The organism is Pseudomonadota bacterium (genome assembly GCA_036141575.1).
Classification (GTDB): domain Bacteria; phylum Pseudomonadota; class Alphaproteobacteria; order UBA2136; family JAPKEQ01; genus JAPKEQ01.
Map to the genome: position 1 here is coordinate 18,089 of JAYZXF010000002.1, position 13,054 is coordinate 31,142.

At 45.1% G+C, this 13,054-nt stretch carries 12 protein-coding genes; 7 read left to right on the forward strand and 5 right to left on the reverse strand.

Translation table 11 applies throughout. The features are described 5' to 3' along the window. Positions 1-27: 27 nt before the first annotated feature. Complete coding sequence (locus tag VX730_01155; protein MEC9290988.1) at positions 28-1,974, reverse strand: sulfotransferase; 1,947 nt, start codon at positions 1,972-1,974, stop codon at positions 28-30. Between the two features lie 106 nt (positions 1,975-2,080). Between VX730_01155 and VX730_01160 the strand changes: the two genes are divergently transcribed. Both VX730_01160 and VX730_01165 read left to right on the forward strand, forming a co-directional pair. Further along, positions 2,081-3,415, forward strand: coding sequence for a dicarboxylate/amino acid:cation symporter (locus tag VX730_01160; GenBank protein MEC9290989.1), 1,335 nt, complete (start codon positions 2,081-2,083; stop codon positions 3,413-3,415). Next, positions 3,405-4,412 (forward strand): M23 family metallopeptidase, encoded by a 1,008-nt coding sequence (locus tag VX730_01165; protein MEC9290990.1) that lies wholly within the window; start codon positions 3,405-3,407, stop codon positions 4,410-4,412. The genes VX730_01160 and VX730_01165 overlap by 11 nt, the downstream gene beginning before the upstream one ends. Before the next feature lie 43 nt (positions 4,413-4,455). On the opposite strand, the gene VX730_01170 is transcribed toward VX730_01165, so the two are convergent. The 4 genes from VX730_01170 to VX730_01185 form a co-directional block, all read right to left on the reverse strand. After that, entirely contained in the window at positions 4,456-5,259 is an 804-nt protein-coding gene (locus tag VX730_01170; GenBank protein ID MEC9290991.1) for a hypothetical protein, read from the reverse strand. A 76-nt stretch (positions 5,260-5,335) separates the two neighbouring features. Continuing rightward, positions 5,336-6,022 carry an RsmE family RNA methyltransferase gene (locus VX730_01175; GenBank protein ID MEC9290992.1) on the reverse strand — a complete coding sequence of 229 codons (687 nt, stop codon included), beginning with the start codon at positions 6,020-6,022 and terminating at the stop codon, positions 5,336-5,338. Beyond that, positions 6,022-7,005 carry an adenosine kinase gene (locus VX730_01180; protein MEC9290993.1) on the reverse strand — a complete coding sequence of 328 codons (984 nt, stop codon included), beginning with the start codon at positions 7,003-7,005 and terminating at the stop codon, positions 6,022-6,024. The genes VX730_01175 and VX730_01180 overlap by 1 nt, the downstream gene beginning before the upstream one ends. Before the next feature lie 304 nt (positions 7,006-7,309). Next, positions 7,310-7,930: a hypothetical protein gene (locus VX730_01185; GenBank protein ID MEC9290994.1), complete on the reverse strand. Its 621-nt coding sequence runs from the start codon at positions 7,928-7,930 to the stop codon at positions 7,310-7,312. Between the two features lie 193 nt (positions 7,931-8,123). Between VX730_01185 and coxB the strand changes: the two genes are divergently transcribed. The 5 genes from coxB (at position 8,124) to ctaD (ending at position 13,052) form a co-directional block, all read left to right on the forward strand. Then, entirely contained in the window at positions 8,124-8,942 is an 819-nt protein-coding gene (gene coxB, locus VX730_01190; protein MEC9290995.1) for a cytochrome c oxidase subunit II, read from the forward strand. A 112-nt stretch (positions 8,943-9,054) separates the two neighbouring features. Beyond that, positions 9,055-10,005 carry a COX15/CtaA family protein gene (locus tag VX730_01195; protein ID MEC9290996.1) on the forward strand — a complete coding sequence of 317 codons (951 nt, stop codon included), beginning with the start codon at positions 9,055-9,057 and terminating at the stop codon, positions 10,003-10,005. Beyond that, the gene (locus tag VX730_01200) at positions 9,998-10,891 is read left to right on the forward strand and encodes a heme o synthase (protein MEC9290997.1); all 894 of its coding nucleotides are present in this window, start codon (positions 9,998-10,000) and stop codon (positions 10,889-10,891) included. Before VX730_01195 ends, VX730_01200 begins: the two co-directional genes overlap by 8 nt. Further along, positions 10,888-11,433, forward strand: a complete 546-nt coding sequence (locus tag VX730_01205; GenBank protein ID MEC9290998.1) for a cytochrome c oxidase assembly protein — start codon at positions 10,888-10,890, stop codon at positions 11,431-11,433. Before VX730_01200 ends, VX730_01205 begins: the two co-directional genes overlap by 4 nt. 41 nt (positions 11,434-11,474) lie before the next feature. After that, entirely contained in the window at positions 11,475-13,052 is a 1,578-nt protein-coding gene (gene ctaD, locus VX730_01210; GenBank protein MEC9290999.1) for a cytochrome c oxidase subunit I, read from the forward strand. Positions 13,053-13,054: the final 2 nt, after the last annotated feature.

Sequence of the window (13,054 nt, forward strand, 5' to 3'; positions counted from 1 at the left end):
GTATACATAGTGTTTTGAAACAATATGTTACAACGCAATATTTTTTGCCTTAAGGGCAGAAATAAGCGGTTTAAGTTGCTCTTGAATCGGTTCCCAACTCTTTACGCTAGACGTATAAAGCGGCTTATTTACTTGCTGCATGCTGGCTGTACGAACGGTACGTTTTGCCTTATGGAAGTTCATAAAGTCTTCAGACCATTCAAGGCCTGTATGTTCAACCAGCTCTTTAATGTGCGTTTCAGGAGTGCTGACAATATCTTCATATCTTACTGTGTAAACAGAACTGTTTTGCATGTACTGCTGCATCATGTCATTAAAGGTGGCGTATGTTTCCGCAAGAGTTTCTTGGTTGTAGCTAAACCACTGACCAGTGTTGAACATTTGTTTGTAGCAAGACACACAGATAGAAACAGGGTCACGATCTGTATAGATGATCTTTGCTTCAGGGAAAGCGGCAGTAATAAGTGGTAGCCATAGCGCGTTAAATGGCATTTTATCTGTAAAGAACTTGGCTTTCATGTCAGGGAATAGCGTTTTTACAGAGCTGACGTAGAGTTCTCGTACAGCATTAACGGCGTCTTGTGAAGTCAGTGTCTGAAGTGTATCTTTATCAAGCTTTCCGCCACAAACTTGTAGGGCAATGGTGCGCATGAGGCTAAGTTCACCACCATCAAATACATCAGGGCTTGTTGTGAGGATTTGTTCAACAAGCGTACTGCCACTCCTTGGCATACCAACAATAAAGATCGGTGTCCATGAAAGGTCTACATCATTATCTGCTTTTGGAAGAGGTTCTTTAAATGTGTCCATAAGTAGATTCATAAGATCTACATCTTCATGAGCCTTTTCTGAGATACTGTTATGGATAATATCAGCACCTTTTGAGAAATGCTCCCACGCTTCAACAGGTTCTTTACGTGCATCGAGTGTGCGGGCAATGGCATAGTGCCATTTTGATTTTTCAACATCGCTTTTGCACTCGTTAAGGCCTGTTTCCATAGCATTAAACATATCTTCATCAATACGTTTTGCATCAATATGCGTAGCGCTGAGGAAGCCCCATGCAAAGTCTGGCGTACTCATAGCCGCGTCTCTGGCAAAGTTGAAGGCTTTTTCTGTGTCACCTTCTGCCGAAGCCATGTTGGCCTTAAGGGTGAGCATCTCAGCGTTCTTTGGATCTTTCGTAAGAATCTGATCGGCGCACTTTGTGGCTTCTTCCATGTTATTCATACCAAAGTGAGCTTTTGCAAGGTATGTAACAGCTTCTTCTGCATCAGGGCGTAGCGCCAAAACTTTATTAAAGTGTTCTACTGCTTTAGCAAAGGCCGTTGCCGCAAGGTAAGCCCGACCAAGTTCCATATGAACTGAAGGGTTGTTGGGTTGAATGCTTTCAGCTGTTTGTAAATGGTGCAGCGCAACAGGAAAGTTTTCTTCTGCAAGGCCAATAAGGCCAAGGTGAAGGTGTGAACCAATATGTTTTGGGGCGTGTCCCAGCACTTTGTTAAAGTATACTTTTGTTTCTGCGTAGCGGCCCATACGGAAAGAGACAACACCTGCAAGCTCTAAACTTTTGAGGCGGTTTTTATCGTGTGCGAGAACGGTTTTAAAATGTCCAAGAGCTTGGAGCATATTGCCAAGTCTCATCGCACACTGGCCAGCGCCTTCTTGTGCAAGGAGGTTTTGTGGTGACTTTTGTGTGGTGGCTTCAAACAAAGCGTACGCTGTTTTTAGGTCACCCATTTGTGCCTTAAGATTGGCGTAGTTTGTTTGGAAAAGTTCATTTTCAGGCTCTAGCTCAATAGCTCTTTGTAGGTGTATGTCACCAGATGCATCGCCAGCTTGGAGCTTTGCCATGCCTAAAAAGTGTGTGGCAGCAGCATCGTTTTTATTGGCTTTAACAAGAGATTCATAAGCCGCAATTGCGCCCTGTAAATCGCCACTTTGATGAAGAGATTGTGCGTCCTGTAAATTCATAAGGCCCATCATAGTGGGGCAGCTCTCAAAATTAAAGAATAATTTGTGAATCCTGTGGCCTGCGGTTAAAGTATGAAGGCTAAAAAGATTAAGAATAGGGAATCCCATGTGGTTTAAAAAATCAGAAGACCAGACATCTCCAAAAGCATTCAGGCGCCAAATTACAGAGCATATTCAAGAAAAGCTCTGGCTAAAGATCCTTATCGCCCTGTTTTTAGGTGGGGTATTTGGGTATATCCTTAGCCCTGATGTGGCTGTCATGAAAGCTGAACATGCAACACAGATTTCAACGTGGGTCGCTTTCCCAGGGTACTTGTTCCTGCGTGTTCTTCAAATGGTGGTGATCCCTCTTGTTATGGCCTCTCTTATTCTTGGGATTGCAGGTGGTGAAAGTTTAAGTCTGATTAAAAAACTCAGCTGGCGTGTGATTCTTTACTTTATGTTTACAACAACCATTGCCGTGAGCATTGGTTTAACGCTTGGTAACTTGTTTGAGCCGGGCCAGATGATGGATATTGAAAAAGCGAGTACGTTGACACAAGGCTACACGCCTCCACCAACCAATCAAGCTCTTACAGATGGCAGTAATATTCCAAAGCGTATTGTGGGTCTTATTCCTAAAAACCCATTTGCTTCTATTGCCAGCGGAGACATGCTGAGCATTGTGATCTTCTCGATCTTTATTGGGTTTGCTCTGGCTTCTATGAGCCTTGTACGTTCAAAACCTATTTTAGAGCTGGCGCAGAGTACTCAAGACTTGTGTATGGTGCTGGTAAGTTGGATGATTAAACTTGCGCCGTACGCGGTGTTTGGTTTGATTATGGATGCGATGGTGAAACTCGGCGTAAGCTCTATTCTTGCAATGGGGCTTTATGTGGTGACAGTCTTTACAGGGCTTGTGTTGATGGTGGTGTTTTATGGCTTAATTGTAACGCTTCTGGGCATGAACCCTCTTGAGTACTTTAAGAAGATTCGTGAAGCGCAGCTGATTGCGTTTTCAACGTCCTCTTCAGCAGCAACTATGCCAGTCACACTTCGTGTGGCAGATGAGAAGCTGGGTGTGAAGCCATCCGTATCTGGCTTTACAATTCCGCTGGGTACAACCATTAACATGGATGGTACTGCGCTTTACCAAACCATTGCGACGATCTTCCTTGCGCAAGTCTTCCAGATTGATCTTTCAATGTGGGATATGGGTATGGTTCTGACTCTCGCCATTGCGGCCTCTGTGGGTACGCCGGGTACACCTGGTGTTGGTATTATTGTGTTGGCTACAATTCTTGTGAGTGTGGGTGTACCACCTGAAGGGATTGCGCTAATTTTGGGTGTGGACCGTATTTTAGATATGTGTCGTACAACGATTAACGTAACAGGTGACTTAACAGCGACTGTGGTCATGAATCGTCTGCTTAAGCATGAGGAATCAGAAGATGAAAGCTAAACTTCTTTTAGGATTAAGCCTGCTTGCAGCAGTCACATCACATGCGCAACCTGCTTTAGAACTGCCTATAAACTGTGTTCTAGGGCGTACATGTTTTATTGTGGATTTATATGACCATGGTCGTAACTTGGATGAAATGGGGCATCCGTTTCTGATGGATTACACAGGCAACAAGCGTACGACAGATGATTACTACGGAACGCGTTTCCAAATCTATAATTCAACCCTTGCAGATAGAGGGGCAGATATCACGGCTTCAGCTGATGGTGTGGTTGTCTCTGTTCGTGACCAACTGCCGAGCGATCCTTATGCGATTACAGTGTTAGGGTCTCGCTTGCGTGAGTCTGTTGGGAACTCTGTTGTTGTAGACCATGGTAATGGTTGGGAAACGCAATACAGCGGCCTCTTAAAAAACAGTGTGCCTGTGAAAAGAGGGGACAAAGTTAAAGCGGGTGATGTGCTTGGTAAGGTGCAACGCTTTGCGCGCCAAAGCTACCCAACAATGCACTTTGTTGTACGTCATAAGAGTATTCCAATTGATCCGTTTGTAGGCGTGTATGACGGTATGTTCACAACAGACTTAAAGCGTAAGCCGCTTTGGAAAGAAAACTTTGAGCAAATTGCTTTTACACGTGATGTTGGTTTAATTGCGACAGGTTTTTCTAAAGAAGTGCCAGACATTGAGCGTGTAAAGCGTTCTATGCTGGATAGTAGCTACTTTAGAGGGGATGACGATCAGATTCTGTTTTGGAGTTATGCCTTTGGCCTTAAGAAGGGCGATAAAGTGACCATTGCTATCTATAACCCTAAAGGGGCCATGGTTTCTCGTCATGAGGATATCCTTCCTAAGGATCAGGAACGCTACTTTGCTTATGTAGGTCGTAAGGCTGAAACTTACGGCCTTCCACAAGGTGTGTATCGTGGTAGTATTACGGTGAAGCGAGAGGGAGAAACTTTGTTGAGTGATGTCGATACCATTCGCGTGAATGCATTCTAAACACAAACAAGGCCCCAGAATGGGGCCTTGTTCTTATTTTCGATTAGTCGCCATATACCTCGTCAAGGTGGGCTGCATAGGCTTCGGCTTGAGCGCGGAACGGGATGCCATGAAGCATTTTACTTTTAAGCCAGCTGATGTGATCACTGAGAGCTGACTCGCGGTTGCGCATTGAGCCATATATCAGCAAATACATTTTGAACTCAACCTCACGGTAGCTTTCCTGCCAAATACTGGACCATTCGTAATTGCTGAAGCCGTATTGTGCAATACGGCGCACTTCAGGGTCGGCACTGTTTTTGTGCGTTTCCTTCATGCACTCCAGTCGAGCGCGCATGATGTAGTCTTTCAGTGCTTTGGGATCTTCAGCAAAGAGAGCATAGTTATCCTCATTGAGGAAGCGATCCGCCCAAATGGGCTGCTCAAAGGTCAGGGGGCGAAGGTCAGGCATCCAGAAATACACCATTACATCGCTGATGGTCCTAGCAAGGGCTTCTTCCTTTAGCATTTTTTGATGCCAAGCCTCAAAAGAGAGGTTGATATCATATTCCGCGTAAGCCATGTGGCAGATTTCATGTAGCAGAGCCATATCTGCAACATAGGGGTTTTTGAATTTGATGTCGCTGAGATCAGCTAATGCGCTAAACCATGGCGTATTGTGGAAGCGTTCAATGCTTGGGTCCGTATAGCGATAGAATACGCGAGGGAGTTCTGCAAATTTTTCCAGAATGCCATGTAAGGGTGAGCTTTTCTGGCCTGCAAAAATCCGAAACATGTCTGTTTGCCAGAGGGTGTTGGTGAAGGTGATGATGTCCTGTTTGCCGCTAATGGCGTGGATATCTTTCATATTTTTCTCCTGTAAACGGTAAGAAAGAGTGAATTGGTGGACTGGATATAAGCCTGAAAAGCGGGGAATGCAAGGCTTAGAGTGAAATTTTACCAATTAAAGTTGGAACCGCTGTATCTGCTTTAAGGATGAGGCGGCCAAGAGAAATTGGAATGATATGTTTTTGATCCATAAGGAAGGCTTTTTCAGCATCTGAAAAACCACCTTCAGGGCCAACTAGAAAACCATGACCTTCTGTGTAAGTTGGGCGCTCCTTAGCGCTGTCTTCGCGCTCAGCTGCCCAGAAAATAGTACTGTCAAAATTTGAAATAGTCTCTTGCAGGTTTGTTACTGCGTGTACCGTTGGCACATCAAGGCGTTCACATTGTTCTGAAGCTTCAACACAAATCAGCTGAGCACGCTCAGGCTTGGTTTTATCTCTGTCTGCAAAGTCAGTTTTAATCGGGTGGATATCTGTCACGCCTAGCTCTGTGGCCTGACGAAGAATAGTTTCCCATGCATCGCGCTTAGGGAGCCCCATAAACAGGTGCTTTTTAGGTTGGAAGGTCTGTGCCTCAAGTTGCTTTTTAAGTTCCACAGTCTTTAAATTGTCATGGTTCAGCTCAGCAAGCCAAAGGCCATCTTTACCATTCCACAGGTGAATGGTATCTCCGCGAGAGAGACGCAGCACTTTTTTTAGGCGGTGCCTTAAAGGGTCAGGCAGAGGAAAACTCTGCCTGGCCTTATAATCACCTTCAATAAAAAAGCGAAGTGCGTGACCCATTAAGCTACGTTTTCGTAAAGGTGTGCGCCGACGTGTGGGTAACGGCCACCAAATTGTTGCACAACCATGCTTGCAATGGCGTGGCCTTGCTTCAAGCACTCTGCAATGGGTTTGTCTTGAAGGAATCCATCTAGAAAGCCTGCAAGGAAAGCATCGCCAGCGCCTGTTGTGTCGAGGACTTCAGCAACAGGTGGGCAAGGTTCAAATGTTTTGTTGCCTTCGCTATCGAGGAAGCTTGCACCTTTTTCACCATGTGTCACAAGGCGAGGTGTTTTTTGAAGTTTTTGTGCCAGTAGATCTGCGGCTTCATGTTTGTAGTTTTCCGCAGCATGAATAAGGGCGCGGTATTCATCTTCGTTACCAATAATAAGATCGACGTGACCAATCACTTCTTCAGCAAGGTGGTCAAAAGCCACATCCATAACCGCAACAGTGGCCAGTGTCATCGCAATTTTAAGGCCTGCATTACGGGCTGTTTGAATTGATTCTTTCACAGCGTTAACTTGGTTCGGATCAAGAAGCAGGTAGCCTTCAACAAAGAGCCAGTCGCTTTCTGTAATCAGATTATGTGGAACAAAATCTGCCGTCATTGGGGCAGGGATACCCGTTGTTGCGAATGTGCGCTCACCATTCGGTGTAACCAGTACACGAATCTCCATAGATTTTTTGCCAGCTTCAGGCTTTGGCATTGTGATGCCAGCGCTCTCCATGCTGTTAAAGAACATGTTGCCGGCTTTATCATCACCCACGCGGCCAATAAAGTTTGCTTTGTGGCCGAGCATACCAAGAGACCATGTTGTGTTTGCAACGGCGCCACCTGGGCACAGGGTTTCTTCGCCACATTCGTTTTGTATGCGGTGAATTGTATCTGCATCTGTCCCTTGAAAATCACCAAGCTTAAGGCCGTACTCAGAAATTTTTTCGAGAGGTGATTCTTGAAGGATGTCGATAGGAGAGTTTCCCATAAATGTTGCTTTTTGCATGTGTGTCCCTTTCACATTCATCTTAAGGCATGAGGAATGTAGCAAATGGGGAAGAGGGGGGCAAATATTTTAAACCCCTGGCCTTGGCCCCTTTCGCTCGCGAAGTCCATTGGTGATAGAGGCAAGCAGGCCAAGCCCAGAGGCTTAACATCCTCATTGTGGCGCAATGTGAAATGCTTTTGCAAGGGAAGAAAGATTTTTGTCCGACCAAATTGACACATGTTGTTGCATACATGACACAAAAAAGCCCCCGTGATGGGAGCTTTCCTGTTGAATCTAAAGATAGATTACTTCGATTTAGAACTTAGTCGTCCAGGCGGTTGCCGATGCGACGCTTCCATGCAGCTGCAAAAAAGCCAGACAGAGCGTTCCAAACAGCGGTACCGAAACGCTTCATGACGTTCCACAGACCTTCCAAGATGTCGCCCAGGAAGTCACCAATGATCCAGCCAAGAACAGAGAACGGCCAAAAGAAGAAATAGCCAAGGAACTTGCTTTTGTTCGGTGCTCGTTCACGCAGCCATTCTTTCAGGCGCTTCAGTTCTTTGTCGCGCTGGTCACCTGCAGGGTGCTGTTCCAGAATCTTGGCTTTGCGGCGGTCAAACTCTTTGTTGGCTTTGCCACCTTTGACAAAAACACCAAAGAACAAAGACCAGACAATGCCAGAGCCAGCATAAATAACCAGCCACATAACAGACAGCAGGGCAGAAGTGAAGCTCAGCCATGTTTGGCCGTCAGGCGGAGTTCCAAGGAAAAAGATGCCAAGAACACCACCGATCAGAAGTGCCGTGGAAAAGAACCAGTTGTCATTGCGAACACAAACTGTTTCAGCAATAATGAAAGCAACAATAGCTGCCATCCAGATCCAGCCCAAGGCAAAAAACGGTGCAAAGGCGCCGATGAAAAACCCAGTAATAAAGTCCATAACAGACCTCCAGATAGATGTGGGAAAAGTGAAGATAGATCATATAGATCAGCTGTTGTATACCTAAGCTTTGTGTGTTCTGTCAAGCACGCAGTTTGGTTTCAAAAAGGTATGCCCTATAAAGGCGGTTTTCTTTTTGCAAAAAATACGGTACAAAGAGGGGGTAATAAAAACTGTATAAGAGAAAAGATTCATGCATCGTATTTTGCTAACAGCACTATGTACTCTGGTTTTAGCTTCAACTGGTTTTGCGGAAGTTAACACCGCTCACCCACTCGGTTTCCCGACTGCAATTGGTTCAGTTGCTGAAAAAATTACGCTGACATACAACCTTATTTTCTGGATTTGCCTTGTTATTTTCGCGTTTGTGCAAATTCTTATTCTTTACGCTGTTTACAAGTTCAGACGTAGCAAAAACCCGACTCCTGCAACGTTTTCACATAACAACTTGATTGAAGTCATTTGGACAGCTGTACCTGTTCTGATTTGTGCTGTGATTGCTTGGGCATCTTTCGATGCGATGAAGCATATCCGTACAATGCCTGAAGCAGGCGAGACAGTTGAAGTGATTGCTTACCAGTTTGGTTGGGAGTTTGATTACCCTGATTACGGTATTTCTTCTGAAGAAGCAACGCAGGCACACAAACAGCTTTCATCAGCTGGTGTGGATCGTTACGTAAAAGACATCATTGTTCCTGTAGATACAGATATCGTTTTACATATTACAGCCCGTGATGTGATCCACGCGTTCTATGCGCCTGATCTGGGTCTTAAGATTGATGCTGTACCTGGCCGTATTAACTACGCATGGTTTAATGCACCTAAAGAAGGTGACTACATTGGCCAATGTGCAGAGCTTTGTGGTTCAGCGCACGGTGAAATGTTCTTCAACGTAAAAGTTGTGAGCAAGGCTGAGTACCGCGCTTGGGTCAACAAGATGCGTTCTGAAAATGGTGAGGCACCTGTTGATTTTGATACGATGCCGTCTCCAACAATGGCATCGGCTCAATAAGTTTCAACGTAACGAAGTTGCAAAAACTGGACGATTTTCGTCCAGTTTTTTTTGACCTCTGCGTATCCGTCAGGTAAAACAGAAGCCAAGTATAAAAAATAGGATGATCTACATGCCAAAAATCATGTTGCCATGGGTTAAATTAACATTGTTTTTAACATATGCTCTTATTGTTATGGGAGCCACTGTACGTGTGACAGATAGTGGCATGGCATGCCCAGATTGGCCGCTTTGTTATGGTCAGTGGATTCCTTTCCCAGCGCCTGAAGGCTCTGGTTACTCAAACTTCCAAGTCTTTATGGAATGGGGACATAGGCTTCTTGCTTCTATTATTGGATTTTTCCTCATTGGTATTGGTGTGATGGCTGTTAAAGTGCGTAAAGTGCGTCCTGCTATTTTCTGGTGGACGGTGGCGTCATTTGTTGTGCTTGCTGTGCAAGTGAAACTGGGTGGTATTACTGTGTGGTTGTCTAACATTCACTGGAGTGTGGCTTTGCACCTTGGAAATGCCATGATCTTCTTTAGTACTTTAATTATGATTAAGCGCCTTGTTGCCCAAGGTGAAAACCCAAACAGAGGTGAGTTTGAAACGCCGTTTGGTGCCAAGGTTCTTACATGGTTGGTCGCTGTATCTGTTTTCCTTACAATGGTTATGGGCGCAATGGTGAGCAGTGCACATGCAGGCGGTAGCTGTGGTGGTCTGTTGAGTTGCATGGGCGATTGGATGCCATCAGAAGACTTCCAACAGCTTCTACATATGAAGCACCGTTACTTGGCTCTCTTTACAACACTTCTTACAGTCTTTTACTTTATTAAAGTGAAGAAGGTTCACCCTGAACTGAAAAAGAGTGCCATTGCATTTAAAGTGTTCCTGCTTGGCCAAATTCTACTGGGTGTATTGACGCTTTACAGCTTCTCTCATTATGCGGATTACTACATGCACTTGAGCGTGGCGCACCTTGCTTGGGGCACACTGTTCTTCATGGCAACGATTGGTACGCTTGGTAAAATTTACTACGGCGCAGCTGGCGGTAGCCACTACAAGGAGGCAGACCATGCGTAAGGGACTTTACCGCGACCTTATTATGCTTTGTAAACCGCGTATTATTCTACTTTTAGTGATTACATGTGCAGGTGCTATGGGAGTAGCAACGCGTGGAAATACAGACCTGATGAGCTGGTCTCTTGCTTTTTTTGCATGCTTTGGCCTTGCGATGAGTGCATCTGGCGCAAACATGGTGAATATGTGGTATGATCGCGATATTGATAAGGTGATGAATCGCACCAAGAACCGCCCGCTTCCATCTGGTCGTATGAAGCCGTCTACTGTTCTGGCTCTCGGTATCTTTCTGGGTGTGTTTTCAACCGCTTTTCTTTGGATTCTTGTGAACCCAATGACAGCACTTATGGCGTTAGCAGGTTACCTGTTTTATGTGTTTATTTATACGTTTTGGCTGAAGCGTCGTACGGTGCAAAACATTGTGATTGGTGGCGCGGCTGGTGCGTTTCCTCCGCTTGTGGGGTGGGCAGCTGTGCGCGGTGATGTGATGGCGCTTGAGCCGTGGTTGATGTTTGCAATTATCTTCCTTTGGACACCGCCTCACTTTTGGGCGCTTGCTCTTAAAAAATGCGGTGACTATACCAAAGCTGGTGTGCCGATGATGCCTGTTGTGAAAGGTGAAGATGAAACCAAATCTCAAATTGTGTATTACATGTTGATTCTGATTCCTGTAACGCTACTTATGGCAACAGGGAAGTCAATTAGCTGGATTTACCTTGCAACAGCGTGTGTATTGGGTGCAATCTGGCTGAAAAAAGCGATGGTGCTTATGCGTTCAACAACAAAGGCAACGCCGGGGCAGTTTGATGAAGCTGCAGATGTGTTTCGCTTTTCACTTTATTACCTCGCATACCTCTTTGCGGCAATGGTACTGGATACATTCATATGAGTAAAAATGTAAGACTTTTTATTATTTTATTTTTTGTAGCGCTGGGTATGCTAGGCCTTGGTTACGCATTTGTACCGCTCTATAAAATTTTCTGTGATTTTGTTGGCATCCCAACACCAAGTGTCATGGTTGGTAAAGCTGGTGAACCAAAGCCGATGCCAAAAGAGCCACAAGATAGAACAGTGGTTGTGCGCTTTATGGCCAATACTGAAGCAGGCCTTCCGATTGAGTTTGCGCCAGTGGAACGTGTAACGCGCCTTAAAATTGGCCAAAACTTCCTCACAGCGTATGAGGCAAAGAACCTTTCACCTGAAAGTATGAATGGTGTTGCTGTGCATACTGTAAATGGCCAAGGGGTAACAGGTGGGGAAGATATGAGTGCTTACATTGACCTGCAACAATGCTTCTGTTTTGAGGAGCAAATTTACCCTGCAGGAGAGGATGTAAACCTCCCGTTACAGTTTTTCATCACAGAGGATTTACCAAAAGAAGTTCACACGCTTGTTTTTGGCTATACCTTGTTTGAACAGACCGAAAATTAATGCTATAAATGACGAGCATAAAAAAGAAAGAGAATATGAAAATGGCATCTACAGCTCCTGTAAAAAAAGGACTTATGTATTACCTAACAACGGTAAACCATAAAGATATCGGTATCATGTACCTGCTTAGCGCACTAACGTTCTTCTTCGTTGGTGGGATCATGGCAGAAGTGATTCGTCTTGAACTTATGAAACCTGGCGTGCAATTCGTAACAGGTGACGTGTTCAACCAAATGACGGCAATGCATGCCACATTCATGATCTTCTTTGCAATTATTCCTGCGTTTGTTGGTCTTGGTAACTACTTTGTACCAATCATGATTGGTTCGCCAGATATGGCGTTTCCACGTCTTAACAACTGGACGTTCTGGATTGTGCCATTTGCGGCACTTCTTATGGTTCTTAGCCTCTTTGCGCCAGGTGGTGCAAACGCAGCAGGTTGGACCATTTATCCACCTCTTACAAATGCCCTCTACTCACCAGGACCTGGTATTGATATGTGGATCCTTGGGGTTCACCTTGCTGGTGCAAGTTCTATTCTTGGTGCGATTAACTTTATCGTAACAATTCTAAACATGCGCGCCCCTGGTATGACACTGTTTAAGATGCCTCTATTTGTATGGGCATGGCTGATTACTGCATGGTTGATGCTTCTTGGTACACCAGTACTTGCAGGTGCAATTACAATGCTTCTAACTGACCGTAACTTTGGTACAGCTTTCTTTAACCCTGCAGGTGGTGGTGACCCAGTTCTGTTCCAACACATTTTCTGGTTCTACTCTCACCCAGCGGTTTACATTATGATCCTCCCAGGCTTTGGTATTGTGTCTGAAGTCATTGCGACAATGTCTAAGAAGCCACTGTTTGGTTACAAAGCCATGGTAACAGCGACAGCTACAATTGCGGTACTTGGTCTGCTTGTATGGGCACACCACATGTACACGGTTGGTATGGACGTGATGGCGAAATCGATCTTCATGTTTATGACAATGCTGATTGCCGTTCCAACAGGTGTAAAAATCTTCTCTTGGATCGCAACAATGTGGGGTGGTTCAATCCACTTTAACGTGGCGATGAAGTTTGCGACTGCGTTCATCTTCCTGTTCACAATTGGTGGCCTGTCTGGTGTGATGCTATCAAGTGTTCCTGTGGACTACATGATGCACGATACATACTTTGTTGTGGCACACATTCACTACGTATTTGTGGCAGGTTCACTGATGTCTATCATGGCGGGTGTGTACTACTGGTTCCCTAAAATGACAGGTAAGTACTTGAGCGAGCGCCTTGGTAACTGGCACTTCTGGACAACGTTTATTACATTGAACCTAACATTCTTCCCAATGCACTTCCTTGGTATGATGGGTATGCCGCGTCGTATTGCTGATTACAACCCAGCTTACGCGGATATCAACATGATTGCGACAATCGGTGCGATTGGCTTTGGTCTGGCTCAGCTTTTCCTTGTGTGGAACCTATTCCATACTGCGAAAAAAGGTAAGAAAGCTGGCGATAACCCATGGGAAGGTCATACGCTTGAGTGGCAGGTATCTAGCCCTCCACCAGAGCATAACTTTGAAACAATCCCAGTCATTGCAGCGGATAAGGAGGCCTACTAAGT

Bases quoted from the DNA above. Each gene is read 5' to 3' on its own strand.
- VX730_01155 (MEC9290988.1), bottom strand. From the start codon at position 1,974: ATGAATTTACAGGACGCACAATCTCTTCATCAAAGTGGCGATTTACAG.
- VX730_01160 (MEC9290989.1), top strand. From the start codon at position 2,081: ATGTGGTTTAAAAAATCAGAAGACCAGACATCTCCAAAAGCATTCAGG.
- VX730_01165 (MEC9290990.1), top strand. From the start codon at position 3,405: ATGAAAGCTAAACTTCTTTTAGGATTAAGCCTGCTTGCAGCAGTCACA.
- VX730_01170 (MEC9290991.1), bottom strand. From the start codon at position 5,259: ATGAAAGATATCCACGCCATTAGCGGCAAACAGGACATCATCACCTTC.
- VX730_01175 (MEC9290992.1), bottom strand. From the start codon at position 6,022: ATGGGTCACGCACTTCGCTTTTTTATTGAAGGTGATTATAAGGCCAGG.
- VX730_01180 (MEC9290993.1), bottom strand. From the start codon at position 7,005: ATGCAAAAAGCAACATTTATGGGAAACTCTCCTATCGACATCCTTCAA.
- VX730_01185 (MEC9290994.1), bottom strand. From the start codon at position 7,930: ATGGACTTTATTACTGGGTTTTTCATCGGCGCCTTTGCACCGTTTTTT.
- coxB (MEC9290995.1), top strand. From the start codon at position 8,124: ATGCATCGTATTTTGCTAACAGCACTATGTACTCTGGTTTTAGCTTCA.
- VX730_01195 (MEC9290996.1), top strand. From the start codon at position 9,055: ATGCCAAAAATCATGTTGCCATGGGTTAAATTAACATTGTTTTTAACA.
- VX730_01200 (MEC9290997.1), top strand. From the start codon at position 9,998: ATGCGTAAGGGACTTTACCGCGACCTTATTATGCTTTGTAAACCGCGT.
- VX730_01205 (MEC9290998.1), top strand. From the start codon at position 10,888: ATGAGTAAAAATGTAAGACTTTTTATTATTTTATTTTTTGTAGCGCTG.
- ctaD (MEC9290999.1), top strand. From the start codon at position 11,475: ATGGCATCTACAGCTCCTGTAAAAAAAGGACTTATGTATTACCTAACA.